This window comes from Sinomonas atrocyanea, assembly GCF_001577305.1.
GTDB classification, from domain to species: Bacteria; Actinomycetota; Actinomycetes; order Actinomycetales; family Micrococcaceae; genus Sinomonas; species Sinomonas atrocyanea.
Map to the genome: position 1 here is coordinate 647483 of NZ_CP014518.1, position 24069 is coordinate 671551.

The 24069-nt window shown below is 72.4% G+C and carries 20 protein-coding genes, 1 tRNA gene and 1 riboswitch; of the genes, 9 read left to right on the forward strand and 12 right to left on the reverse strand.

All coding sequences use genetic code 11. The features are described 5' to 3' along the window. Positions 1-6: 6 nt before the first annotated feature. A riboswitch (cyclic di-AMP (ydaO/yuaA leader) is annotated at positions 7-199 on the reverse strand. A 634-nt stretch (positions 200-833) separates the two neighbouring features. Then, complete coding sequence (locus SA2016_RS03085; protein WP_066495145.1) at positions 834-1667, forward strand: winged helix-turn-helix domain-containing protein; 834 nt, start codon at positions 834-836, stop codon at positions 1665-1667. Positions 1668-1724: 57 nt separating this feature from the next. Continuing rightward, positions 1725-2261: a SixA phosphatase family protein gene (locus SA2016_RS03090; protein ID WP_066495146.1), complete on the forward strand. Its 537-nt coding sequence runs from the start codon at positions 1725-1727 to the stop codon at positions 2259-2261. Here the strand turns inward: SA2016_RS03090 and SA2016_RS03095 are convergent. From SA2016_RS03095 to SA2016_RS21875, 4 genes are read right to left on the reverse strand one after another with little or no spacing between them, the layout of a single operon-like run. Further along, positions 2224-2853, reverse strand: a complete 630-nt coding sequence (locus SA2016_RS03095) for a hypothetical protein (protein WP_066495148.1) — start codon at positions 2851-2853, stop codon at positions 2224-2226. The two genes, SA2016_RS03090 and SA2016_RS03095, sit on opposite strands and share 38 nt — an antisense overlap. A 46-nt stretch (positions 2854-2899) precedes the next feature. Then, positions 2900-3535, reverse strand: a complete 636-nt coding sequence (locus tag SA2016_RS03100; RefSeq protein ID WP_066495150.1) for a TetR/AcrR family transcriptional regulator — start codon at positions 3533-3535, stop codon at positions 2900-2902. Continuing rightward, complete coding sequence (locus SA2016_RS03105; protein ID WP_066495151.1) at positions 3532-5565, reverse strand: YhgE/Pip domain-containing protein; 2034 nt, start codon at positions 5563-5565, stop codon at positions 3532-3534. Before SA2016_RS03105 ends, SA2016_RS03100 begins: the two co-directional genes overlap by 4 nt. Next, positions 5562-5786 (reverse strand): hypothetical protein, encoded by a 225-nt coding sequence (locus SA2016_RS21875; protein WP_179948366.1) that lies wholly within the window; start codon positions 5784-5786, stop codon positions 5562-5564. Before SA2016_RS21875 ends, SA2016_RS03105 begins: the two co-directional genes overlap by 4 nt. A gap of 17 nt (positions 5787-5803) precedes the next feature. Here SA2016_RS21875 and SA2016_RS21880 point away from each other — a divergent pair, with 17 nt between their 5' ends. Next, the gene (locus tag SA2016_RS21880; RefSeq protein WP_066495153.1) at positions 5804-6295 is read left to right on the forward strand and encodes a hypothetical protein; all 492 of its coding nucleotides are present in this window, start codon (positions 5804-5806) and stop codon (positions 6293-6295) included. Positions 6296-6417: 122 nt separating this feature from the next. Here SA2016_RS21880 and SA2016_RS03115 read toward each other — a convergent pair whose 3' ends face one another. Beyond that, positions 6418-7308 carry a helix-turn-helix transcriptional regulator gene (locus SA2016_RS03115; protein WP_066495155.1) on the reverse strand — a complete coding sequence of 297 codons (891 nt, stop codon included), beginning with the start codon at positions 7306-7308 and terminating at the stop codon, positions 6418-6420. Between the two features lie 207 nt (positions 7309-7515). On the opposite strand from SA2016_RS03115, the gene SA2016_RS03120 reads away from it, so the two are divergent. Both SA2016_RS03120 and SA2016_RS03125 read left to right on the forward strand, forming a co-directional pair. Next, positions 7516-7713, forward strand: coding sequence for a hypothetical protein (locus tag SA2016_RS03120; RefSeq protein WP_066495158.1), 198 nt, complete (start codon positions 7516-7518; stop codon positions 7711-7713). Between the two features lie 46 nt (positions 7714-7759). Next, positions 7760-8605: an aldo/keto reductase gene (locus SA2016_RS03125; RefSeq protein WP_066495159.1), complete on the forward strand. Its 846-nt coding sequence runs from the start codon at positions 7760-7762 to the stop codon at positions 8603-8605. A gap of 55 nt (positions 8606-8660) precedes the next feature. On the opposite strand, the gene SA2016_RS03130 is transcribed toward SA2016_RS03125, so the two are convergent. Continuing rightward, on the reverse strand, positions 8661-10076 hold the full coding sequence (locus SA2016_RS03130; RefSeq protein WP_066495161.1) for a dihydrolipoyl dehydrogenase family protein: 1416 nt from the start codon (positions 10074-10076) through the stop codon (positions 8661-8663). Positions 10077-10517: 441 nt separating this feature from the next. After that, positions 10518-10594: transfer RNA gene (locus tag SA2016_RS03135), tRNA-Arg, on the reverse strand. 294 nt (positions 10595-10888) lie between these two features. Here SA2016_RS03135 and SA2016_RS03140 point away from each other — a divergent pair. Both SA2016_RS03140 and SA2016_RS03145 read left to right on the forward strand, forming a co-directional pair. Further along, positions 10889-12712, forward strand: coding sequence for a phosphoenolpyruvate carboxykinase (GTP) (locus SA2016_RS03140; RefSeq protein ID WP_066495168.1), 1824 nt, complete (start codon positions 10889-10891; stop codon positions 12710-12712). A 140-nt stretch (positions 12713-12852) separates the two neighbouring features. Then, positions 12853-15303 (forward strand): PEP/pyruvate-binding domain-containing protein, encoded by a 2451-nt coding sequence (locus SA2016_RS03145; protein ID WP_066495170.1) that lies wholly within the window; start codon positions 12853-12855, stop codon positions 15301-15303. A gap of 163 nt (positions 15304-15466) precedes the next feature. Here the strand turns inward: SA2016_RS03145 and SA2016_RS03150 are convergent, their stop codons facing one another. After that, entirely contained in the window at positions 15467-18145 is a 2679-nt protein-coding gene (locus SA2016_RS03150) for an ATP-dependent Clp protease ATP-binding subunit (protein WP_084249259.1), read from the reverse strand. A gap of 155 nt (positions 18146-18300) precedes the next feature. On the opposite strand from SA2016_RS03150, the gene poxB reads away from it, so the two are divergent. Further along, positions 18301-20025 carry a ubiquinone-dependent pyruvate dehydrogenase gene (poxB, locus tag SA2016_RS03155; RefSeq protein WP_066495172.1) on the forward strand — a complete coding sequence of 575 codons (1725 nt, stop codon included), beginning with the start codon at positions 18301-18303 and terminating at the stop codon, positions 20023-20025. A 19-nt stretch (positions 20026-20044) separates the two neighbouring features. On the opposite strand, the gene SA2016_RS03160 is transcribed toward poxB, so the two are convergent. After that, positions 20045-20386 carry a winged helix-turn-helix transcriptional regulator gene (locus SA2016_RS03160; RefSeq protein ID WP_066495174.1) on the reverse strand — a complete coding sequence of 114 codons (342 nt, stop codon included), beginning with the start codon at positions 20384-20386 and terminating at the stop codon, positions 20045-20047. A 108-nt stretch (positions 20387-20494) separates the two neighbouring features. On the opposite strand from SA2016_RS03160, the gene SA2016_RS03165 reads away from it, so the two are divergent. Continuing rightward, complete coding sequence (locus SA2016_RS03165; protein WP_066495176.1) at positions 20495-21103, forward strand: NAD(P)-dependent oxidoreductase; 609 nt, start codon at positions 20495-20497, stop codon at positions 21101-21103. 93 nt (positions 21104-21196) lie between these two features. Here SA2016_RS03165 and SA2016_RS03170 read toward each other — a convergent pair whose 3' ends face one another. From SA2016_RS03170 to SA2016_RS21885, 3 genes are all read right to left on the reverse strand, one after another. Next, the gene (locus SA2016_RS03170; RefSeq protein WP_066495178.1) at positions 21197-22417 is read right to left on the reverse strand and encodes a globin domain-containing protein; all 1221 of its coding nucleotides are present in this window, start codon (positions 22415-22417) and stop codon (positions 21197-21199) included. Positions 22418-22613: 196 nt separating this feature from the next. Continuing rightward, positions 22614-23066: an RrF2 family transcriptional regulator gene (locus SA2016_RS03175; RefSeq protein ID WP_066495181.1), complete on the reverse strand. Its 453-nt coding sequence runs from the start codon at positions 23064-23066 to the stop codon at positions 22614-22616. 10 nt (positions 23067-23076) lie between these two features. Next, positions 23077-24012, reverse strand: coding sequence for a LysR substrate-binding domain-containing protein (locus SA2016_RS21885; protein ID WP_066501925.1), 936 nt, complete (start codon positions 24010-24012; stop codon positions 23077-23079). Positions 24013-24069 lie beyond the last annotated feature (57 nt).

The window sequence follows — 24069 nt, forward strand, 5'->3', positions numbered from 1 at the left end:
AGCGTAAGGGCCTCTCGTTTGCGCCTGCGAAGTTAGCTGTCGGGTTCGGATGAGAGTCATCCGGCCCTGCCAGTGGCAAGGGCTTCACCCCGAGGCCGTCAAGAATGCCCGTAGAACTGGGCGCGGCCGCTGAGTGGGTCCTCCGTCTCTGCCTCCTACCTCCCCCCAGGCCGTCGGCAGAGCTCGGCGGACAAGGCCTGAGGGATGCCAGCCGTAGGGCGGGCACCAGACCACTGTAGGGGAACCGGCCCCTGATTGTCACATTTGGGTAACAGCAGATTCATTTGGGCGGGCCTGGGCATGCGTGCGCGTGCAAGTAGACCATGAGGTCAGTCCATGTCCAGTCCCACAAAGGTGCGGCGCCCTCCGGTGTCGAGTCACGTCCACGCTGTGAGATCGACCGCCAAGAGATGTGGACCGACCAAAAGGTCTGGACAACCGAATATTGTTCGACAAGGAGGCGTCCGCTTCTCGAAACTCTGAAAATATCTGTTCACATCGCCCCCGCGCCGAATCGTGATTCTTGGCACACGAAGAGGGGTTCGTCTCGCATAGTGAGACGAAAACGACATTGTTACTTGCCTGTAGCCATTGTTACGGGACACACTCTCACTGTGAACAAAGACTCAGCAGCACCTGCAGCCGCAGACAGCCGCCTCGCCGGGACACCCTCCGGTCGATCCGCACGCTGCTGTCGAATGTCGAGCTAACTGCACCACCCCAGCATTCAGCCCAGTCTTTTCGCCGCCCAGCGTCGGGCATCCACCGCCAGGCGGGCGCATCTGCTCCGCATTCGAAAGCCATCACGGCTAGCAGTCTCACGAGGTTCATCCATGTCTGTTGCATCCGGCTACGTCCACATCTCTGTCCGCAATGCCCAGAAGGCGCAGAAGCCGGGCCACCGGCAGCCCTTCAATGCCCACTTCGGCAGCCCCGCCGAGGCGTACCAGCACGGCGCCGCGGCCGCGGCGGCCCGCACCTCGCCGCTGGCTGGCGTCCAGGACGTCTCGCCCATGACGGCCCCGACCCCGGTCATCCAGCCGGGCGCCGAGCCGGTCCGCGCGGTCGCCGCGGACAACGTCGCCCACGGCTTCGTGCTCTATGTGGGGCTCTCCGAGCAGCAGGCCGCCGCGGCGGGAACCTCGATCGCCCGGATCGCCCAGGAGATCCGCGCCTATGCCCAGTCGCTCGTGGAGGGCGTCGAGAGCTATGCCGCGGTTGCCGTGGCCCCCGCCAGCGCGCCGGGGTCTCCGCTCGACGTCGTGCGCTCCACCTTCGGCGACCCGACGGTGTCGGTGCGGCAGCAGCGCCCCGAGCCGCGGCCGGCCGCGTCCGAGCCGCGCCCGGCCGGCGTGCTCATCGACCTCGCCCGGCGCGAGGTGCACCTCGACGGCGAGACGCTCAACCTCACCTTCAAGGAGTTCGAGCTCCTGAACTACCTCGTCGAGAACGGCACCCGCACCGTGAGCCGGGACGAACTCCTCGAGAGCCTGTGGAAGAACGCGGAGGAAGTGCCGAACGAGCGCACCATCGACGTCCACATCCGCCGCCTGCGCTCCAAGCTCGGCCGGCTCGCGAACACCGTGCGCACCGTGCGGGGCCAGGGCTACCGCTTCTACGAGCACCCCGAGGTCATCGTCTGGGCCGCGCCTGAGTACTCGATCTAGCGCGGCTCCCCTCCGGTCCTGCGGCCGGCCCCGGCGGCCCGGCCGTAGGCTAGTGGGGTGAGCAAGCACCACCTCAAGCGCCTCATCGTCCTCCGCCACGCGAAGGCCGCCTGGCCCGAGGGGGTCCCCGATGCGGACCGGCCACTCGCCGAGCGCGGGCACGCGGACGCCCCGGAGGCGGGGAAGTGGCTCGTGAAGCACCACATCATCCCCGACTTCATCCTCTGCTCCACGGCACTGCGTACGCGCCAGACCACCACGTGGGTCTGCGAGGAGCTCGGGGACAGGGCGCCGACTCCGAAGCTCGAGTCCGGCCTGTATGCGGCGAGCGCGGCGCGCATGCTCGCCGTCGTCAACCACGTCCCGGAGACCGTCCGGGCCCTGCTGATCGTCTCCCACATGCCGGGCGTCCAGGACCTCGCGCTGCGGCTCGCCTCCCGCGACTCGGACCAGGACGCCTACATGGACGCCGCGAGCCACTTCCCGACCACGGGGCTGGCCGTCTTCGAGACCGAGACCCCGTGGGCCGAGCTCGACGGCCAGGACGCCCGGCTGGTCAGCTTCGCCGTGCCGCGTTCGAAGAAGAAGGGCTGATCCGGCTCCGCGTCGGCGACGGCGTGCGCGGCGCAGCAGGCCGCTGAGGGGCCCGCGCCGCGGTGGCGCGGGCGCGGGGCGCGGGGCGCGCCGGCGCCGGCCCCTGGGGGACCATCCTGGTGGCGGACGACGGCGCGCGGCCCGGGCGCCGGGCGCCCGCACCGGCGGCCGGGCGTCGCCGCACGGAAGGCCTGCGCGACTCGGGCCAGACGGCTCCTCCCAGCAGCACCGCGAGCGTGACCCCGGCAGCGACGAGGGCGCCGAAGAAGAACGGGTCGGCGTCGCGGCTCGAGACGGTCGTGACCGTGTTCGGGTCCTGGTCCCAGGCGAGGCCGAGCAGCCGCAGGAACGCCAGCGCCGAGCCGATGGCCAGCGACGAGCTCACCACCGCCAGCCCGGCGACGAGGTAGCGCGACATCCCCAGCACGGCGTACAGCGCGCAGGCCACGAAGGCGCCGAGGCCCGCGAGCGCGAGGGAGGCCGCGCTGCCGTCCAGTGTGAGGGCCGCGATGACGCACAGGAGGACGGCCGCGCCAGCGGCCCAGAGCGTCGCCCGGGCGCTCGTGCGCAGGGGGCGGAAACGGCTGGCCATGCCTCAAGTGTGACAGCAGTCCGCGCCGCTCCCGGTGTGGCTGATGTTACTGGTGTGACATCGTGTCGTCGGCAGGCTCCCGGAGGCCGAAGGCGCCCGCGGCGACCGCCACCACGGCCTCGACGGCGGGCCCGGCCGGCTTCGCGGGGACGGCGGAGACCCGGTCCACGCCCACCATGAACGCAGCCCCGAAGAGGGCCGTGGCCACGGTCCCGAGATCGTGGCCCGGAACCGGCGGGACCTTCCCGGCCACCCGTTCCAGGGCCGCGCGGATCTCGGCCAGCACCGCGGCACGCATCCCCGCCAGCACCGGCTGCCACGTGCCGCCGGCGCGCCACTGCTCGCCCATCCACAGCCGCACGAAGGCCGGGTAGCCCTCGATGAACCCCAGCGCCCGGCCCACCATGCCCCGGACCTCGGCGAGCACGTCCGCGCCCGGTCTGGCCTCCGCCGCGGGGCCCCGCAGGGCCTCCAGAAGGATTCCCATGCCGTACTCGAGGAGCTGGGCCACGAGCTCGTTCTTGCTGCCGAAGTTGTAGTAGACGGTGCCCTTGGCGACCCCCGCGGCCGCCGCGATCTCGTCGACCGTCACGGCCTCGGCCCCGCGCTGGCCGATCAGCTCGATCGCGGCGTCGAAGAGGCGCTGCCGGGTCCCGCGCGTCCGGGGCGTCGCCCGGCTCATACCGTGATCTCCGGCTGGAGCGTCTTGAGCCGCCACGTCATGTTCTTGCGGGTGCCGAGGAGGTTGAGCACCCCGCCCAGCAGCGTGTAGCCGATCAGGCCCAGCACGATCGGCAGGATCCCGGACATGTCCCCGCCGTAGATGAGGTGGCGCATGCCCGTCACCATATAGCCCATCGGAAGGATCTGGTGCGCTACCTGGAACGCCGTGGGCGTCACCTGCCAGGGGAAGGTTCCGCCCGAGGAGACGAGCTGCAGGATGAGCAGGATCAGCACCACGAACTTCCCGCTCGTGCCCAGCAGCGCAATGATGCCCTGGATCAGGGCGCTGAAGGCGATGCCCCCGAGCAGGAGGAACAGCCACATGAGCAGCGGGTGCGCGGGGTCCAGGCCGAGGGCGAAGTCCACGACCCCGGTCAGGAGCGTGGCCTGTGCGGCCGAGACCACGGCAAACGGCAGCCAGCCGCCCAGCGCGACCTTCCACGCCGGGGCGTTCGAGGCCAGGGCGCGCAGCGTGAACGGACGCATGGCCTGGGTCAGCATGAAGATGCCCACCCACATCGCCAGGGAGAGGAAGAACGGGGCGAGGCCCGCGCCGTAGGAGGCGGCCTTGGTCTGCGCCGCATGGTCGACCGCCACGGGATCGCCCATCACGTTCGCGAGCTGCTGGGTCTGCTGCTGGGACGGGTTGGGGACCTTCCCCGCTCCGGCCGCGAGCCCCCGGGCGAGGTCGTGCGAGCCTGCGTCGGCCCGGGCGGCGCCGTCGCTCAGCTGGGCCGCGCCGGTGTCGAGCTTCGCGGCTCCGGCATCGAGGGTGCGGGCCCCGTCCAGCGCCGCCTGCTGGCCGGACGCGAGCTGCGCGGCCCCCGCGGACAGCGAGCGGGCGCCGTCGTCCGCCTGCCCGATCGCCCCGGTGAGGGCCGGCATGCCCGAGGCTAGCTGGGCGGCGCCGTCCGAAACCTGCTGGGAGCCGGCCGCGAGCTGCTGGACCTGCCCGGCGGCGGTGTGCAGCTGCTTCGCGGCGTCGGCGGCCGGCGCCGAGGCCTGGGCGGCGAGGTCGGAGACGACCCTGTCTGCCTGGGCCTGGGTGAGCACGCCGGAGGCCACGAGGGCCTGGGCGGTCTGGCGGGCGCGGTCCGGAAGGGCCGCGCTGGCGGCGTCTGCGGCGCTGGCCGCGGCCTGGACCTTGCTGTTGAGGGCGGCGTTGCCTGCGGCGACCTGCGCGGCGCCGTCGGCCAGGCGCCGGGTGTCTGCGGGCAGCGTGGCGCTCTTGGCCCGCAGCGTGTCGAGGCCGGAGGCCAGCTGGGCGGACCCATCGCGCAGCTGGGCGGCGCCGCTGGTGAGGCGCTCCTGGCCGGCCACGAGCTGGTCCGCCCCGGCGTGCAGCTGGGAGGCCCCGTCGGCGAGCTGGGCCGAGCCGCCCTTGAGCGTGTCCAGCCCGGCGGCGAGCCTGTCCGCGCCGTCCGAGGCGGAGGCGAGCTGGGCGTGGATGGTGCCGTAGCCCGAGAGGAGCCGCGCCGCCGTGTCCGTCCCGACCTGCTTGGCCACGGAGTCGTGGACCGCGGTCGTGACCTTGTCCACGATCGTTGAGAGCAGGTAGTTGTTCGCGTCGTTGGTCGTGACCTTGAGCATGGCCTGGTGCGCCGCGTCGAAGCTTGCCGGGGAGGCGAGGTTCCTGGAGAAGTCGGCCGGCAGGGTCAGGGAGAACGAGTAGGTGCCTGTCCGGACGTCCTCGTCGGCCTCCGCGGTGCTGGTGACGCGGTGCCAGTCGAAGAGGTGCCCGTCCACGAGGCCCTCGGCGACCTTGCCGCCGGCGTCGAGGCGTGAGCCGTCGGGCAGCTGCGCGCCCTGGTCCTCGACGACGAGCGCGGCCGGGATCCGGTCCAGGTTCTTGTAGGGGTCCCAGTTCGCGTACAGGTACACGGCACCGTACAGGAGCGGGACCACGGTGAGCGCGAGGATCATGAGCTTCGGCAGCAGCCCGTAGGTCATGCGCTTCAGCTCCGAGCGTGCGAGGCGGAGGACGGTCATGCCGGCACCTCCGTCCGGGCCCGCGCACCCGCGGGGACCGCCGCTCCGCCGGGCGCTGCGGGTCCGGACTCGGCGTCGGGATGCGCTTCCGGGCAGTGCCCGGCGGCGTTGCCGATCTCCGCCCTCGGGCCGTCCCAGCCCTCGGGGATGTCTGCGACGACGGCGACGACGGCGAGTGGCCGCCCCCGCGGGCCACGGTCGCGGCGAGGAACGGCAGCCACGCCGACGCCTGGTCCGCGTGGCGGTCGGGGGAGTCGAGCATGAGGAGGCCGGTCTCGGGGTTGGCAAGCGCGAGCGCCGTGAGGAGCTCCGTGCGGCGCGCGGCCGGGAGGTTCTGGGCCCACTCGCCCGCGACGTCAGCGAAGGCGTTGACGGTGAGCCACGCCTCGGGCCGGAGGGGGCCGCGATGGCGGCGGGGGAGGAGGGCGAGGTCCTCGGCGACGAGGTCGCGCACCCGCACATGGAGCTCGGCCTCGTTGATCGCGGGGGCGTCGACGATTGCGCTCGCGCGGCGCAGCGCCCTGAGGTCCTTGCGCGCGCTTCCGCGCGGGGCGCCCCATCGGGCCATACCGCCGCTCGGGGCGCAGCGGCCCGTGGCGGCCAGGGCAAGGGCTGTGCGGTGCTCCTGGCCGTCGCCGCGGACGAGGGTGAGCTCCCCGGGGGCGGCGTCGAAGGAGGTGGGGGGCACGAGGTCGCCGTGCCGACCGGCGACTCGCAGAGCACTAACTGAAAGCATGCTACCGATTATAGGAAAACTGACCGGTCAGTACAAAGCCGGGCGGGCGCGGTCGGGTGCCGCAGCGCCGCAGCCTGCGGCGCCGGTCGTTCGGGCCCGCGGAGTAGGGAGGGGCGTCAGGGGCGCCGGGGAGCAGCGGGGCGGTCGGCGCCGTCGGGCGCCTTGTCGGTGAAGCTGTCCGCGCCGAAGCTGCCCAGCAGCGCGAGGGAGTCTGCGGAGGCCGACCCCGGGGCGGCGGTGAAGACCCGCAGGGTCTGGTCAGGATCGTGCCGCGGGGCGAGGTCCTCGAAGGACAGCTCGAGGTCGCCCACCACCGGATGGCGCAGGCGGAGCGTCCCCGCGTGCGTGGTGACGACCCGGTGGCCCGCCCACCACTGCCGGAACTCCTCGCTGTGCACGGCGAGGTCGCCGACGAGCTGGTTGGCCTGGGGGTCGTTGGGGTGCCGGCCGATGTCCACCCGCAGGGCGCCCGCCGCCTCGGCCGCGACCGCGTGCCAGTCCGTGAAGAGCTCGCGTGCCGCGGGGTCCAGGATCATCCAGCGGGTGAGGTTGCGTTCGCCCACCGGCATGGCGGGGAAGTCGGCCAGGAGCAGGAAGGCCAGCCGGTTTCCGGCGAGGACATCCGTGCGGCGCCCCAGCACGAGCGCCGGCACGGTCCCCACGGAGGCCAGGAGCTGCCGGAGCGCGGGGCGCACGGTCTCCTGCGGGACCGGGGTCCGCTGGGAGAGGGCGCAGTGCTCGAGCAGGTCGATCATGTGCGCCCGCTCGCCCTCGTCGAGGCGCAGGGCGCGTGCCACCGCGTCCAGGACCGAGCGGGAGGGGTGGATGTTGCGCCCCTGCTCGAGCCGGGTGTAGTAGTCGGTGCTGACTCCCGCCATGAGCGCGATCTCCTCCCGGCGCAGGCCGGGCACGCGCCGCGCGCCCGCCGTCGGGAGCCCTGCCTCCTCGGGCGAGAGCCGCCCACGCATTGCCCTGAGGAACCGACCGAATTCCGCACTCTGACCCATGGGGTCCATTCTGGCCGGGAGGCCGCCCCGGTTCCACGGCTATTCCCGGCTGAGGGTAGGCCTGCCACTCCTAGGAAGCGCAGGGCACGGGTCACGCGATGACAAGGCCGCGCCGGGCCGCCTAGCGTGAAGGGGTACCGCACGGGGGCGGAGGCCGGCCCCGCGCGGGCGGGCCGACGCCTCCCAGCTCTCGCCAGAAGAAGGACCATGGACCACTCGGCGTCGATCGCCTATGCCCTCGTCATCCCCCTCCGCCACCACACGGCCCTCAGCGCCCTGCCGGACTCGCCGGTCGTGGACGACCGCGGGGGCATCACCCGCCGGACGGCCGCCGTCCGGGCCCGGCTTGCCACAGCGCTCCACCGGCTTGCCTGGGCTGTCGAGCCGGGGGCGTGGACCCCGTAGCAGCGAGCGCCAGCCCCACCACCCACCCAGAGAAGGAGGAGACCCCATGTCCCCCGCACAGCAGAGCTCCGTTCCCACCGTGGCGCTGAACAACGGCGTCGAGATCCCGCAGCTCGGCTTCGGCGTCTTCCAGGTCCCTCCGGACGAGACCCAGCGCGTGGTCGAGGAGGCGCTCGAGGCCGGGTACCGGCACATCGACACCGCCGCCGCCTACCGCAACGAGGCCGGGGTCGGCGCAGCCATCGCGGCCGCCGGGATCCCGCGCGAGGAGCTGTTCATCACCACGAAGCTGCGCAACGGGGACCAGGGCAGGGCCCGCGAGGCCTTCGACGACAGCCGCTCGGCCCTCGGGCTCGACTACCTGGACCTCTATCTGATCCACTGGCCGGTCCCGTCGCAGGGGCTGTACACCGCGGCGTGGGGCCAGCTCGAGGAGGCCTACGCCGAGGGGCATGTGCGGGCGATCGGCGTCTCGAACTTCCTTCCGGACCACCTCGACACGCTCCTCGCGACCGCCACCGTGACCCCGGCGCTGAACCAGATCGAGCTCCACCCCACCTTCCAGCAGCGTGCGCTCGCGGACCTGTGCCGCGCCAAGGGCATCGCCGTCGAGGCCTACAGCCCGCTGGGCCAGGGGGCGGACCTCGACGCGGACGCGGTGCGGGACGCGGCGGCCGCGCACGGGGCCACCCCGGCGCAGGCGGTGCTCGCGTGGCACCTCGCCCAGGGCACGATCGTGATCCCGAAGACCGCGACGCGGGAGCGGATGGCCGAGAACCTCGCCGCCGCCGCGCTGGCGCTCAGCCCCGCCGAGGTCGAGGCGATCACCGCCCTCGAGACGGGCGAGCGCATCGGCGGAGACCCCGCCACCGCGGCCCACAGCCAGTTCTGACTGCCGCCCTCCCGCTCCGGCGGAAGGCACCCTGGGGCCCTGTGGGGCCCCAAGGTCAGAGGCCGTAGGCCTCGAGGAACCGCAGCCAGACCTCGCTGACCGTCGGGAAGGCGGGGGTGGCGTGCCAGAGCCGCTCGAGCGGGACCTCGCCGGCGATGGCGATGGTGGCCGCGTGCAGGAGCTCGGCCACGTCCGGGCCGGCGAAGCACGCGCCCACGAGCGTGCGCGTGTCCTCGTCGACGAGGAATTGGGCCCAGCCCTCGTAGTCCTCGGCGTGCTGCCATGCGCCGGCCACCGAGATGGGCAGCTCCACGGGGCGCACGCGGATGCCCGCCTCCCAGGCGTCCTCCTCAGTCAGGCCGACCGAGGCGACCTCCGGATCGGTGAACACCACGTGCGGCACCGCGAGGACGTCCGCGGTACGGGCCCAGCGGCTCCACGGGGCCGGGGCGGCGCCGCCGAGCTCGCCCCGGGCGCGGGCCACGATCGCGTCGCCCGTGATGCGGGCCTGGTACTTGCCCTGGTGGGTGAGCTTGGGGCCGCCGGAGCAGTCGCCCACCGCGTACAGCCAGGAGAGCCCCTGGACGCGGCCGGACTCGTCGACCTTGAGCGACGGCGGCTCGATCCCGAACGCGGGCAGCCCGAGTCCGTCCAGCGCGGCCCGGCGCCCAGCGGCAACGAGGACCCGCTCGGCCACGAGCTCGCGGCCACCCGGGAGCGTGAGGCGGGCGGCGCCGTCGTCCGTCAGGTCGGCACGCTCGGGGCTGACGCCCTCGAGGATCTCCACGCCGTCGGCGCGCAGCCCCTCGGCCACGAGCCGGCGCGCGTCCTCGGGGAACGCGCTCAGGAACGTGCCGCGGGCCAGGACGGTGACCTTCGAGCCGAGCCGCGCGAAGGCCTGCGCGAGCTCGGCGCCCGCCACGCCCGCGCCGATCACCGCGAGGCTCTCGGGGACCTCCTGCGCGCTCGTCGCATCCGGGGTGGTCCAGGGGTGGATGCCAGCCAGCCCGGGGATCTTCGGGAGGGAGGGCACCGAACCGGTCGCGAGCACGACGGCGTGGCGCGCCGTGAGCGCGAAGTGGTCGCCGTCGTCGCCGGTCACCCACAGCCGCTTGGCGCCCGTGAGGCGGGCGGTGCCGCGGATGAGGGCGATGCCCGCGCCCTCGGCCCATTCCACCTGCGAGGAGTCGTCCCAGTTGCTCGAGGCCTCGTCGCGGTGTGCGAGCACCGCCCGGAGGTCGAGGCTGCCCGTGACCGCCTCGCGGGCGCCCGGGACGCGGCGGGCCGCGCTCAGGGCGGTGCCGGGACGCAGGAGCGCCTTGGACGGCTCGCAGGCCCAGTAGGAGCAGGCGCCGCCGAGGAGGCTGCGCTCCACGATGGCCGCCGTCAGGCCCCCCTTGACGGCGCGGTCCGCGGCGTTCTCGCCGGCCGCGCCGCCGCCGATCACAATGACGTCGTACTCAGTGTCCACCCCAGCATGCTACGGGACCGCCCCGCCGCGGCCACCCCCTCCGCCGCCCCCCTCGCCCCCCCGTCTGAAGGTCAGCTCCTGAAGGTCACGTTCTGAGGGTCACCTTCTGAAGGTCAGGTCCTGAGGGTCACCTTCTATAGGTCAGGTCCTGGGCGTCATTGTCCAGACATTGACACTCAGGAGGTGACCTTCAGACGGGAGGCGGGCGGTGACCCGCATAAGCTGACTTCCAGAAGCCGACCCGCGGGAACCGGAACGAGGCCACAGCGTCGGAGCTGCTTGAACCGGCACAGCGGGTGTCGAGCCCTGGCCAGGGGCGGCGCCACGCGTACCCGAAACGGGAAAAGGGCGGCGAGATGCGTACCCGAAAGGGGAAAAGGGCGGCGAGATGTGTACCCGAAACGCAAGAAGGACCCGGGCGCGGTGACCGGGTCCTTCAGATGGTGCGCCCAGAGGGATTCGAACCCCCGGCCTTCTGTTCCGTAGACAGACGCTCTATCCAGCTGAGCTATGGGCGCTTGCGTGCCGTTCGGTTTGTTCCCGCCCCGTTCGGCCTCGAATAACTGTACGCGAACAGCGTGCCAACTCCAAATTGCCCCAGTGTGGCGGTCACCACCGCCACACAGCGCCACAAATTCTAGACCGGTCTACGTGACCTTGATCACTTAAATAGGATAGATGTCGCTCTTCGACCCCGGAAACACGGCAATTTCGGCATCCGCGCTCTCAAATCAGGGACTTTCGCCCCGGGTGGTACAGACCACCTTCCCTAGCATGGGAAGGACACGCCGACCCCACCGAAGGAGACCGACATGGGCGAAACTCGTCTGCCGCTGCTCGCGGAAGCCCCCACCACGTACGAGCCCCTGCTCTCCTGGGTCGAGGACATCGCCGAACTGACGAGGCCCGACCACATCCACTGGGTCGACGGCTCCGAGGCGGAGTACCGGCAGCTGACCGACGAGCTCGTCGCCGCTGGAACCCTCACACGCCTGAACCCCGAGCTGTTCCCCAACTCCTTCGCGGCCTTCTCCGACCCCGCGGACGTGGCCCGCGTCGAGGAGCAGACCTTCATCTGCTCGCGCAACGAGCGCGACGCCGGCTTCACCAACAACTGGATGGACCCGGACGCCATGAAGGAGAAGCTCACGGGCCTCTTCGAGGGCTCCATGCGCGGCCGCACCATGTACGTGATCCCGTTCGTCATGGGCCACCTCGACGCCGAGGATCCCAAGTTCGGCGTCGAGATCACCGACTCCGCCTACGTCGTGGCCTCGATGCGCATCATGGCGCGCATCGGCACCGACGTGCTGAAGAAGATCGAGCAGACCCGGGCGTTCTTCGTGCCCGCGCTCCACTCCGTCGGCGCCCCGCTCGAGGAGGGCCAGGAGGACGTGCCATGGCCGTGCAACCCGGAGAAGTGGATCGTGCACTTCCCGGAGGAGCGCTCCATCTGGTCCTACGGTTCGGGCTACGGCGGCAACGCCCTGCTCGGCAAGAAGTGCTATGCCCTGCGCATCGCCTCCGTCATGGCGCGCGACGAGGGTTGGCTCGCCGAGCACATGCTCATCCTCAAGCTCACGAGCCCCGAGAACAAGGTCTACAACGTCGCCGCCGCGTTCCCGTCGGCGTGCGGCAAGACCAACCTCGCGCTCCTCGACCCGACGATCGAGGGCTGGAAGGTCGAGACGCTCGGCGACGACATCACCTGGATGCGCTTCGGCAAGGAAGGCGAGCTCCGCGCGGTCAACCCCGAGGCGGGCCTGTTCGGCGTCGCGCCCGGCACCGGCTGGGGTACCAACCCGAACGCGATGCGCGCCATCGCCAAGGGCAACAGCATCTTCACCAACGTGGCCCTCACCGACGACGGCGGCGTGTGGTGGGAGGGCATGACCGAGGAGGTCCCCCGCCACCTCACGGACTGGCAGGGCAACGACTGGACCCCGGACGCCGACCGGCCGGCCGCGCACCCGAACTCCCGGTTCTGCACCCCGATCGACCAGATCGACATGCTGGCCCCGGAGTACTTCGCGCCGGACGGCGTCGAGGTCAACGCGATCCTGTTCGGCGGCCGCCGCAAGACGACCGTCCCGCTCGTGACGCAGTCCCGCAGCTGGGCCCAGGGCATCTTCTACGGCGCCACGCTCTCCTCGGAGACCACGGCGGCCGCCGCCGGCGCCGTCGGCGTCGTGCGCCGCGACCCGATGGCGATGCTGCCCTTCATCGGCTACGACGCGGGCGACTACCTCGCCCACTGGGTGCGGGTCTCCGCGAAGGCCAACCCCGAGAAGCTGCCCAAGATCTTCCTCGTGAACTGGTTCCGCCGCACGAGGGACGGCGGCTTCGCGTGGCCCGGGTTCGGCGACAACAGCCGTGTCCTCAAGTGGGCCATCGAGCGCATTGAGGGCACCGCGGACGCTGTTGAGACCCCGATCGGCCACGTGCCCACGCCGTCGAGCCTGGACCTCACCGGCCTCGACATGACCGAGGCCGAGGTCGAGGATGCGGTCCGCTTCGACCGCGAGGAGTGGCTCAACGAGCTTCCCGGCCTCACCGAGTGGTTCGAGCGGTTCGGCGGCTCGCTGCCGAAGAGCATCACGGCCGAGCTCGAGTCCCTCAAGTCCCGTCTCGCCTGAGACGGCCATGACCCCGGCGGTTTAGACGGCGCCGGTCTTCTGGGAGGGCTGCCCCGCCGCACACGGGGCGGCCCTCCCGCCCCTTTCTGGGGGCACCTTCTGACCTCCAGATTCGAGGCGGGCGGCGGTAGCGTGGGGTGATGGACGACGGCGCCACCCCACCTCGTGTCCTCCCGCTCGCCGCAGTGGGTGCGGGCGACCTGCCCGCCGTGGGCGGCAAGGGCGCGAACCTCGGGGAGCTGATGGCCGCCGGGCTCCCGGTCCCGCCCGGCTTCGTTGTGACGACGGCGGCGTACCGCGCCCACGCCGCAGCCGCCGGACTCGACCCCGAGGCGGCCGCGGAAGACCCCGCCCGCGCAAGGGACCTCCTGACCAGCACGCCCCTGGCCCCCGCGGCGCGGCACGAGATCGCCGCGGCCCTGGCGGACCTCGGCCCCGACGGGATGCGCGTGGCGGTCCGGTCCAGTGCGACCGCCGAGGACCTGCCCGGCGCCGCGTTCGCCGGGCAGCAGGACACCTTCTTGGACGTCCACGGCACCGATGCCGTGCTCGACGCCGTGCGCCGCTGCTGGGCCTCCCTCTGGACCGACCGTGCGGTCGACTACCGGAGGCGCCAGGGGATCGACCCGCACGAGGTCGCGATCGCCGTCGTGATCCAGCGGATGGTCCCCGCGGAGGCGGCGGGGGTGCTGTTCACGGCCAACCCGCTCACGGGCCGCCGCGACGAGCTGGTCGTCGACGCGGCTCCGGGGCTCGGGGAGGCCGTCGTCTCGGGCGAGGTCACGCCCGAGCGGCTCGTCCTCGGGCGCGACGGCGCCGTCCGCTCCGTGGTGCCGCGATCCGAGGGCGCGCCCCGCGTCCTCTCCGACACCGCCGCGTCGCAGCTGGCCGCGCTCGCGGTCCGGGCCGAACGGCATTTCAGCGGACTGGCGGGGGAGGAGGCGCCGCAGGACATCGAGTGGGCGCTCGCGGACGGACGTATCAGCCTCGTCCAGGCCCGTCCCGTGACGGCCCTTCCGCTGGCGCCGCCGGAACTCGGCCGGATCCAGCGCACGGTGGGGCCGTTCTTCCTCGAGATGTTCGCGGTCCGCCCGCACCCCTTGGACGTCACGGGGTGGCTCGCCCGCGGCGTGCTGCCGATGCTGCACCTCATGGCCGGCAGCGTCGGGGTCCGCTTCCCGCCCCTCGACCAGGTGATCCACGAGCGCGACGGCGTTCCCCTCCAGCTCGTCCCGCCGCGGCCCAGGCCGAGCCTGCTCATGGTCGGGGCGCCGCTGTCCGTGGCCCGGCGGATGCGCCGCTACGACGTGCGCCGCTGGACCGCCGACCCGCTGATGGCCGAGTTCGATGCCGCCATCGCCGCCCTCGAGGCCGAGGACCCCGCTGGGCTGCCCTGGCCGGACCTCGTGCGGCGGGTGGACCGCTGCAACGCCGCGCTCGAGCCGGTTGCCAGGATCCGGGTGCGGTACCTGCCCTCGGCGTTCGTCCCCTTCGCCCCGCTGCGGCTCCTGCTCGCCGCGGTCGGGCTCGGCCGGCTCGCGTCGCCGCTCGTGGCGGGCGAGCGGACCCGAACGCGGGACGGCAACGACGCGCTCGAGGTGCTTGCCGGCGTCGTCCGCACCGATCCCGAGCTGGCCAGCGCGGCGGCCGCGCTCGACCCGCCCGGGTTCCTGCGCGCCGTGCGGGAGCGCCCCGAGTTCGCGGGCTTCGCGGCGGAGCTGGAGGCGTTCCTCACCGAGTATGGCCACCGCGAGTCCGTCAGCGTGCTCCTGGCGACCGCGCCCACGTGGCGCGACGATCCCACCCCGGTCGCCGCCATCCTGATGTCCCTCGCGGCGGCACCGCCCGGCGGCCCACGGCCGGACCGGTCCGCCGAGGCCCTCGCAGAGCTCCTCGCACACCCGCTCCTGCGCCCGCGGCGCGCGGCGGCGGCTGCCCGCGCGGTGGTCGCGGCCTGCCGCCGCGGGCTCGCGTTCCGCGAGGACACGCACTTCCAGGCCTGCCGGGTGCTGCCGCCGCTGCGCCACACGTTCCTAGAGCTGGGCCGCCGCCTCGCGGAGGTCGGCGCGCTGGCTGCCCCCGAGGACGTGTTCGACCTCCGCTTCGACGAGCTGGCCGCCCTCGCTGACCCGGTGGTGATGGACGACGGCGAGGCCGCCCGGGTGCGCGGCCTCGCCGCCCGCAGGGGCCGGCTCAGGCGTGAGTACGCGGGCGTCCCGATGCTCGACCCGGGGCTGTTCGCCCGCGTCCGCACCGGCGCGGACGGCGGCGGCGCACTGCTCACCGGGACGCCCGCGAGCGGCGGCGTCGCGGAGGGGCCGGTGCGGGTCGTGTCCGGGCCCGAGGGCTTCGCGTCGCTGCGGGCGGGGGAGGTGCTGGTGTGCCCCAACACGAACCCGTCGTGGACGCCGCTGTTCGCCCGGGCCGCCGCGGTGGTCGTGGACACCGGCGGCCTGGGGTCCCATGCGGCGATCGTCGCGCGGGAATACGGGGTGCCGGCGGTCATGGCGACCGGCGACGGCACCTCCGTGCTGCGGGACGGGCAGCGGGTCAGGGTGGACGGGAGCCGCGGCCGCGTCGATCCCGCCTGACCCCCAGACACGTCTGAAGGTCACCTCCTGTGGGTCAAAGTCAGGACAATGACCTTCAGGAGGTGACCTTCAGAGCGGCGCACCCACAGGAGGTGACCTTCAGAGCGGCGCACCCACAGGAGGTGACCTTCAGGAGGTGACCTTCAGGAGGTGACTCCCAGAATCAGGCGGCGGCGGCCGCCTCGGGGACGTCGGCGCGGACGGCCAGAACGCTGTCGGCCAGCACGGCGTCGTCGTGCGCGTCCGCGCCCTCCGGAACCGAGACGCCCACCGTGACCCGGCCGCCCTCGGCGACCACCCCGGTGACGAGCAGGTCGGCGACCCGGTCCTCGAGCTCGCGCTGGATCACGCGGCGCAGCGGGCGGGCGCCGAACTCGGGCTCGTAGCCGCGGTCGGCGATCCAGTCCACCGCGTCCTCGTCCACGGCCAGGGCGATGCCCTGCGCCGCGAGGCGGGCCTCGGTGCCCCGCAGCTGCAGCCGCACGATCTCGTGGAGCTGCTCGCGGGTGAGCTTGCGGAACAGCACGATCTCGTCGATGCGGTTGAGGAACTCGGGCCGCATCGTCTCGCGCAGCCGGCCCATGATCCGGGCCCGCAGCTCGGTCTCGGAGGGCCCGCCCTCGGCGCCGCCGGCCGCGAAGCCCAGCGCCGCGCCGCGGGTCGCGAGGAACTCCGAGCCGAGGTTGCTGGTCATGATCACCACCGTGTTGCGGAAGTCCACGGTGTGGCCCTGGCCGTCGGTGAGCCGCCCGTCGTCGAGCACCTGCAGGAGCAGGTTGAACACGTCGGGGTGGGCCTTCTCGACCTCGTCCAGGAGCACCACCGAGTACGGGTGCCGGCGCACGCGCTCGGTCAGCTGGCCGGCCTCGGAGTAGCCGACGTACCCCGGAGGGGCGCCGACGAGCCGCGAGACCGTGTGGCGCGCGCCGAACTCGCTCATGTCGAAGCGGACCATCGCGGACTCGTCGCCGAACAGCGAGGCCGCGAGCGTCTTCGCGAGCTCGGTCTTGCCCACGCCGGTCGGGCCGAGGAACAGGAAGCTGCCCACCGGCCGGTTGGCGTCGCCGAGCCCGGTGCGGTTGCGCCGCACGGACCTGGCGATCACGGAGACCGCGTCCTCCTGCCCGATCACGCGCTCGTGGAGCTCGTCCTCGAGGCGCGCGAGCCGCTCCCGCTCGCCCTCGGTGAGGCGCGCGGCGGGGATGCCGGTGGCGCGGGCCACCACCGCGGCGATGTCCGCTTCGCGCACGACGGCGTCAGGCTGGCCTGCGGCCGCGGCGTCGCCCTCGGCGGGGGCTGCGGCAGGACGGGGAGCGCCCGTGGCCTCCGCCTCGATGGTCGCCGTGATGGCGTCGATCTCGTCCCGGAGCCGGGAGGCCTCCTCGTAGGCCTCACGCGCGATGGCGGCCTCCTTCTGCTCGGTCAGCTCGGCGACCCGGGCCCCGAGGGCCTCGAGGTCCACGCGCGGGCCGCGGGCCAGGCTCAGCCGGGCGCCGGCCTGGTCGATGAGGTCGATCGCCTTGTCCGGCAGGTACCGGTCCGTGATGTAGCGGTGTGAGAGCTCGACCGCGGCGCGGATCGCGTCCTGGGCGTAGGTGACGCCGTGGTGCTCCTCGTAGCGGTCCTTGAGCCCCTCGAGGATCGCGACGGCGTCCTCCACGCTCGGCTCGCCGACCGTGACGGGCTGGAACCGCCGCTCGAGGGCGGGGTCCTTCTCGATCTTGCGGTACTCGTCGAGGGTCGTGGCGCCCACGAGGTGCAGCTCGCCGCGGGCCAGCCGGGGCTTGAGGATGTTCCCGGCGTCCATGCCGCCCTCGCCGCCGCCCCCGGCACCGACCACGGTGTGGATCTCGTCGACGAACGCGATGATGTTCCCGTCCTCGGCGATCTCGTCCATGGTCTTGGTCAGGCGCTCCTCGAAGTCGCCGCGGTAGCGGGTGCCGGCGAGCATCGCGGGCAGGTCGAGGGAGATGACCGTGGTGCCGGCGATCTGCGCCGGGACGTCCCCGGCCGCGACGGCCTGGGCCAGGCCCTCGACGATCGCGGTCTTGCCCACGCCGGCCTCGCCGATGAGCACGGGGTTGTTCTTGGTCCGGCGCGCCAGGATCTCGATGGCCTGCTCGATCTCGTCGGCGCGGCCGATCACCGGGTCCAGCCGGCCCTCGCGGGCGAGGGCCGTGAGGTCCGTGCCGAACTGCTCGAGCATCGAGCCCTTCGCGCGCCGGCCCTTCTGGGCTGCCGTGGCCCGCAGGGGGCGCTTGGCCGCGCGCGGCGAGCGGCCGGCGTCGTCCGCGGAATCCTCGGCGGCAGGCGAGGACTCGCCATCCTGCAGCGACCGCGGGGTGACCCCGGCGGCGGCGAGGATCTGGCCCGAGGCTGCATCGGAGTTGAGCACGAGCGCGAGGAAGAGGTGCTCGGGATCGATGTAGGTCGAGCCGACAGAGCGGGCCACCTTGTAGGCGTCGAGGAAGGCGTGCTGGGCGCTCGTGGTGAGCGAGGGCATGCCGTCGGCCTCGTCCCGCTCGCCGCCCACCGCGCCCGGCAGCCGATCCTCGGCGGAGGCAGCGATCTCGGCCGGGTCTGCCCCGGCATGCGCGATCATCGCACCGACCTGCTCCGTCTCGGTCAGGGCGCGCAGCAGGTGCAGGGCGTCCACTTCGCGGTGGCCGTGCTCCTGGGCGTAGCGGCCGGCGGCGTTGAGGACCGTCTGGGTCCCGCGGCTCACGAGCCTCGTCGTGTCGATGGGGCGTCCAGGCCGGCGAGCGCCCTGGCCCTGCAGGTAGCGGGCGAGGAACTCGTCGAAGGAGCCATTGCCGGCGGCGGGGCCGAAGAAGAGTGGCATCAGTTGTCCTCCGAGGGAGATCGTGTCGTGGCGTTGGAGTCGGTCGGGCTACAACGGTAGAAGTTGAGTGACTTACGCTCAAGTTCAACGCTGTGGCCAACGAGATATTCCCGAGGGGTATCCGCGATCTGCGCCACGCCGCTAGGTTGAGGACCATGACGACCATCGCGCAGAACATCGTCGAGACCCTCGCAGCCAACGGCGTCCGCCGTGTCTACGGCCTCCCGGGCGACTCGCTCAACGGCTTCACCGATGCGCTCCGGGCCACTCCGAGCATCGAGTGGGTCCACGTGCGGCACGAGGAGGCCGGGGCGTTCGCCGCGGCGGCCGAGGCCGCGCTCACGGGGGAGATCGCCGTCTGCGCAGGGTCCGCGGGCCCCGGCAACCTGCACCTCATCAACGGCCTCTACGACGCCAACCGTTCCCGGGTGCCCGTGCTCGCGATCGCCGCCCACATCCCGAGCACCGAGATCGGCTCGAACTACTTCCAGGAGACGCACCCGCAGGAGGTCTTCCGCGAGTGCAGCGTCTACGCCGAGCAGGTCACCGACGCCGCGCAGATGCCGCGCATCCTCGAGATCGCCATGCGCACCGCGGTCGAGAAGCGCGGCGTCGCGGTGGTGGTCCTGTCCGGCGACGTGGGTCTGACCTCCACGAACTCGGACCGGGTCACGGTGGTGCGCCGGGCCCGGCCCCGGGTGGTGCCCAACGACGCCGAGCTCCGCGAAGCGGCCGGGATCCTCAACGCCGCCGGCAAGGTCACGATCCTCGCTGGTGCCGGCGTCGAGGGGGCCCACGACGAGGTCGTGGCGCTCGCGGACGCGCTCGCCGCGCCGATCGTCCACTCAATGCGCGGCAAGGAGTTCATCGAGTACGACAACCCCTTCGATGTCGGCATGACGGGCCTGCTGGGCTTCTCCTCGGGCTACCGGGCCATGGAGGACTGCGACGCCCTCCTCATGCTCGGCACGGACTTCCCGTACCAGCAGTTCTTCCCGTCCAAGGCCAAGATCATCCAGGTCGACCTGCGCGGCGAGCAGCTCGGCCGGCGCGTGCCCCTGGACCTCGGCCTCGTCGGGGACGTGCGCGACACCGCGGCGGCGCTGCTTCCCCTCGTGCCGCGCAAGAAGCGCCGCACGCACCTCGAGTCCTCGCTCAAGCACTACGCGAAGGCCCGCTCCAAGCTCGACGACCTCGCGACCCCGACCAAGAAGGGGCAGCCGCTGCACCCGCAGTTCGTCACCCGGACCCTCGACCGGCTCGCGGCCGAGGACGCCGTCTTCACCGCCGATGTGGGCACCCCGGTGATCTGGGCGGCCCGCTACCTGACGATGAACGGCCGACGCCGGCTGGTCGGCTCGTTCACGCACGGCTCCATGGCGAACGCCCTGCCGCACGCGATGGGCGCCCAGGCGGCGTTCCCGGGCAGGCAGGTCGTCGCGCTCGCGGGCGACGGCGGGCTCTCGATGCTCCTGGGCGAACTCCTGACGCTTCAGCAGAACCGGCTGCCGGTGAAGCTCGTGGTGTTCAACAACGCGTCGCTGAACTTCATCGAGCTCGAGATGAAGTCCGTGGGGTTCGTGAACTTCGGCACGGGCCTGGACAACCCGAACTTCGCGGCGGTCGCCGAGGCGATGGGCATCAAGGGGGTACGGGTCAACGACTCCTCCGAGCTCGAGGCGGGGCTCGCGGAGGCCCTCGCCCACGACGGGCCCGCGCTCGTGGACGTGGCGACCATGCGCGAGGAGCTCGCGATGCCGCCGACCATCACCGCGCAGCAGGCTGGCGGCTTCACGCTGTACGCCCTCAGGACCGTGCTCTCCGGCCGGGGGGACGAGGTGCTCGACCTCGCGAAGGCCAACTGGCGGCGGGTCTTCTAGGAGCCGGCGTGCCCGGGGGTCAGCCCGCCGTGTCGAAGGCCTCGCGGGCCTCCAGGATCGTGGCGGCGTGGCTCTCGGCCCACGCGCGCACCGCCTCGAGCGGCGCCAGCAGGCTGCGCCCCAAGGGTGTGAGCGTGTACTCGACGCGCACGGGGACCTCGGCGAAGACGGCACGCGAGACGAGGCCGTCCCGCTCGAGGGTGCGGAGGGTCTGCGTGAGCACCTTCGGCGTCACGCCGCCGATATCGGCCCGCACCTCGGAGAACCGCCGCGGACCGTCTTTGAGCGACTGGAACACGAGCGGCGTCCACTTGTCCCCGATCCGTTGGAGGACCACCCGGGAGGGGCAGTCGGGATCCATGACGTCGAAGGGGATAGTTTCCACAAGGTAACTATAGAACTTTGAAGTAGCTGGTATCAAATAGATACTGTTGACTCCGTTCACGACATCGAGCACCGAGGAGCCCTCATGAAGATCGCCGTCTACGGAGCCACCGGAATGGTGGGCAGCCAGATCGTCGCCGAGGCCGTGCGCCGCGGCCACGAGGTGACCGCCATCAGCCGCAAGGGTGTCCCGGTGGAGGGGGCCGCCGTCGTGCGCGCCGCCGAACTGGCTGACACGGAGGCCTTCCGCGAGATCGCTGCGGCGAACGACGCCGTGGTGCTGGCGACGGCGCCGGACCGCACCGGCGGCCCGCGCGAGCCCTACGTCGAGGCGCACCGCGCGATCGCGGCGGTCCCGACCGACACCCGGCTCTACCTGGTGGGCGGCTTCGGCGGCCTCGCGACGCCGGACGGCACCCGCATCAAGGACACCCCGGGCTTCCCGGCCGAGTACAAGGGCGAGTCGGACGCGGCGTTCGCCGCCTACGAGGCCCTGCGCGACGCCGGCGCAGACCTCACCGTCCAGGCGCCCGCGGCGGTCATCGCGCCGGGCGAGCGCACCGGCAGGTACGTCACCGCGGTCGGGGTGCCGGCCGCGGGCGAGTCCATCTCGTCGCAGGACTTCGCCGTCGCGGCGCTGGACGAGCTCGAGCAGCCGCAGTTCCGCGGGACGTTCTTCACCGCCTCCAACTGACGTCCCGCCTGCGCGCGCGCGTCGAGCCGCCACCCTGATGCCTTCCAGAGCGCAGGGTGGCGGCTCGACGCCGTCTGAGGGCCCTCCTCGGGGTCAGTTCGCCGAGGCGAGCCAGAGGTCGGGGCCGAAGACCTCGTAGTGGATCTTCGTGGCGGGGATGCCCTTGGCGATCGCCTGCGAGCGGACCTTCTGCATGAATGGCAGCGGGCCGCACAGGTACACGCTGGCGTCCTCGGGCAGGTCGATCTCGGCGAGGTTCATGAAGCCCTCGTGCGTGTCGAGGCGCGCGGACCCGCCACCGGCCGTCGCGCCGACCGCGGTCAGCTCGGGCTGGGCCTGCTCGAGCCAGACCGCCAGGCGCGCCCCGTCGATCCTCTCGACGTCCTGGAGCATCTGGTCGGAGAGGGCCCAGGTGTCGAGGCTGCGGTCGGCGTGGAGGGCGAGGACCTCGCGGCCCGAGCCGTGCGTGGCCAGGGCGCGCAGGATCGAGGCGGCCGGGGTGCAGCCGATGCCGGCCGTCGCGAGGATGAGGGGACCGTCGCCGTCGTCCAGGGTCACGTCGCCGTACGGGTTGGAGAGCTCGACGACGTCGCCCACCTGGATCTTCTCGTGCATGACCGGCGAGACCTCGCCGCCGTCGTTGAACTTGGTGGTGATGACGCGGCGCTCGGTCGACTCGGCGTCGGCGGAGAGCGTGTACTGGCGCGCCTGGAGGAGTCCGTCCGCGACCGGGATGCGCACCGAGACGAACTGGCCGGGCTGGCCCGGGGTGGCGGGGGTGTCGTCCGCGGGCTCGAACACGAACGTCATCGTGGTGGGGCTCGCGGGAACCTTCTCGACGACCCGCCACGGCATCCACATCTTGGTGTTCGCCTGCTGCGCGTAGAGGCCCTTCTCGATCTTGACGAGGGCGTCCGCCATGAGCCAGTAGACCTCGGTCCACGCGGCCGCGACCTCGTCGGTGACCGCCTCGCCGAGGTCCTCGGCGATGGCCTCGAACAGGTACTTGTAGACGATCTGGTACTGGTCCTCGGTGATGCCGAGGGAAGTGTGCTTGTGGGCGATCCGGCTCAGGACCGCCTCGGGGAGGGTGTCCGGGTTGTTGAGGAGGTGGCTCGCGAACGCGGCGATGGCCCCTGCGAGGGCCTGGCGCTGGGTGCCGTTGGCCTGGTTGGCCCGGGAGAACGTCCCGTTGAGGAGCTCGGGGTGCGCGGCGAACATCTTCTGGTAGAACAGCGGCGTGATCTCGCCGATGCGGCTGCCGACGAGGGGCAGGGTGGCTTCGATGACGGGGCGCGCGGTATCCGAGAGCATTGCGACTCCTCAAGCTGGGGACTGGTCCCCGAGAAGGGGACTTGGTTATTCCGCATCTTCGATGCTGAATTAATCCCAGTTTTCTACGTTGCGTAGAAAATGGCAATTCGGGTCCGTGTGGGGGTGGTCACACTGCCGTCGGAGGGGCGTGGTCCGAGGGGATGCCGGCCCGAGGAGGGCTTCGGCTCGCGGGCGCTCAGGCGGCGGGCGGCCGCAGCCCGATCTGCATGAGCATGGGAGCCATCTGGCGCTCGTGCGGCAGGGAGGCGACCACGACGCCGTCGAGCTCGCGGTAGAAGGCCTCGCGGGCGCGGCGGAGGGCACCGCGGAGCCCGCACTGGAAGTTCAGGGGGCAGGTGCCGTTGGCGGTCTCGCAGTCGGCGAGGTCCGCCCGGGTGTCGAGGTCGCGCAGCACGCTGCCCACGGTGGCGGAGCGCCCCTTGGCACTGAGCTGGACGCCGCCCGCACGCCCGCGGGTCGACTCGAGGTAGCCGAGCTCGCGGAGCCGGAGGACGGCCTTGCTCACGTGGTTGTAGGGGGTTCCGACTCCCTCGGCGATGGTGCGCGTGGCGAGCGGGACGCCCGAGTCATTGGCTGCCAGGAGCATGAGGGCGCGCAGGCTCACATCCTCGAAGGCCGTCATGCGCATGGGGAGTATTCTACTCGCCGGTTTCACCTGGCGCCGAGCCCGTCGCGTCGGCGCCGGCGGCCGCCTCGTGCAGCAGCCGCACGAGCAGCTGAACGCCGGGACTCGCGGCCATGGTGCGCCGATACGCCGCGGAGATGACACGGCGGGGCCGTTCGCCTGCCACGGGCCGTGCCACGACGGTGCTCGGGAGCGGCGGCCGGCCGAGCCTCGGCACCAGGGCCAGTGCCGCGCCGTCGCCGGCGAGGGCCACGTGGGTGGCGAAGTCGGGATCGGTGAAGGCGACGCGCGGCACCGCCCCCTCGGCCTGGAAGAGGCGCATGAGGGCCTCATGGCAGATCGCGCCCTTCGGGGTGGCGCACCAGGTCTCGTCGAGCAGCTCGCGGCGGTCGAGAGCGAGCCGGCCGGCAAGCCGGTGGTCGCGGGGGAGCACCACGTCGGCCTCGTCCTCGCACAGCTGCTCGACGGCCACATGCGCCGGGACCTCCAGGGGGACCGAGTTCCAGTTGTGCACGACCGCGACGTCCGCGTCCCCGTGGGCCACGAGGGCGACGGCGTCGACCGGATCGACGCTCGTGACCTCGAGGCGGGCCTGGGGGGCCTCCTGGGCGAGCCTGCGAGCGACGTGTCCGAACAGCGCGCGGGTCGCCGTCGAGAACGAGGCGACCGAGAGCGTGCCCTGCGGCGCGTCCCCGGCCGTGAGCATCGCCTCGACGCGCTCGAGATCGGCCAGCAGCCGGGACCCGTGCTCCACGAGGGTCCGTCCGCGCTCCGTGAGCAGGACGCCCCGGCCCTGCCGCTCGAGGAGGGCCGCCCGCGACTGGCGCTCGAGCTTCTTGATCTGCTGCGACACCGCGCTCGGGCTGAAGCCGAGCGCGTCTGCGGCGGCAACGACCGAGCCGTGCCGCTCGACAGCCGCGAGCGACCGGAGGGCCTGAAGGTCAATCATGAAGAAATCGTAGATGGTGGCGTGCACGAATCAACGCTGGTGCTGCATTGTCTTGGC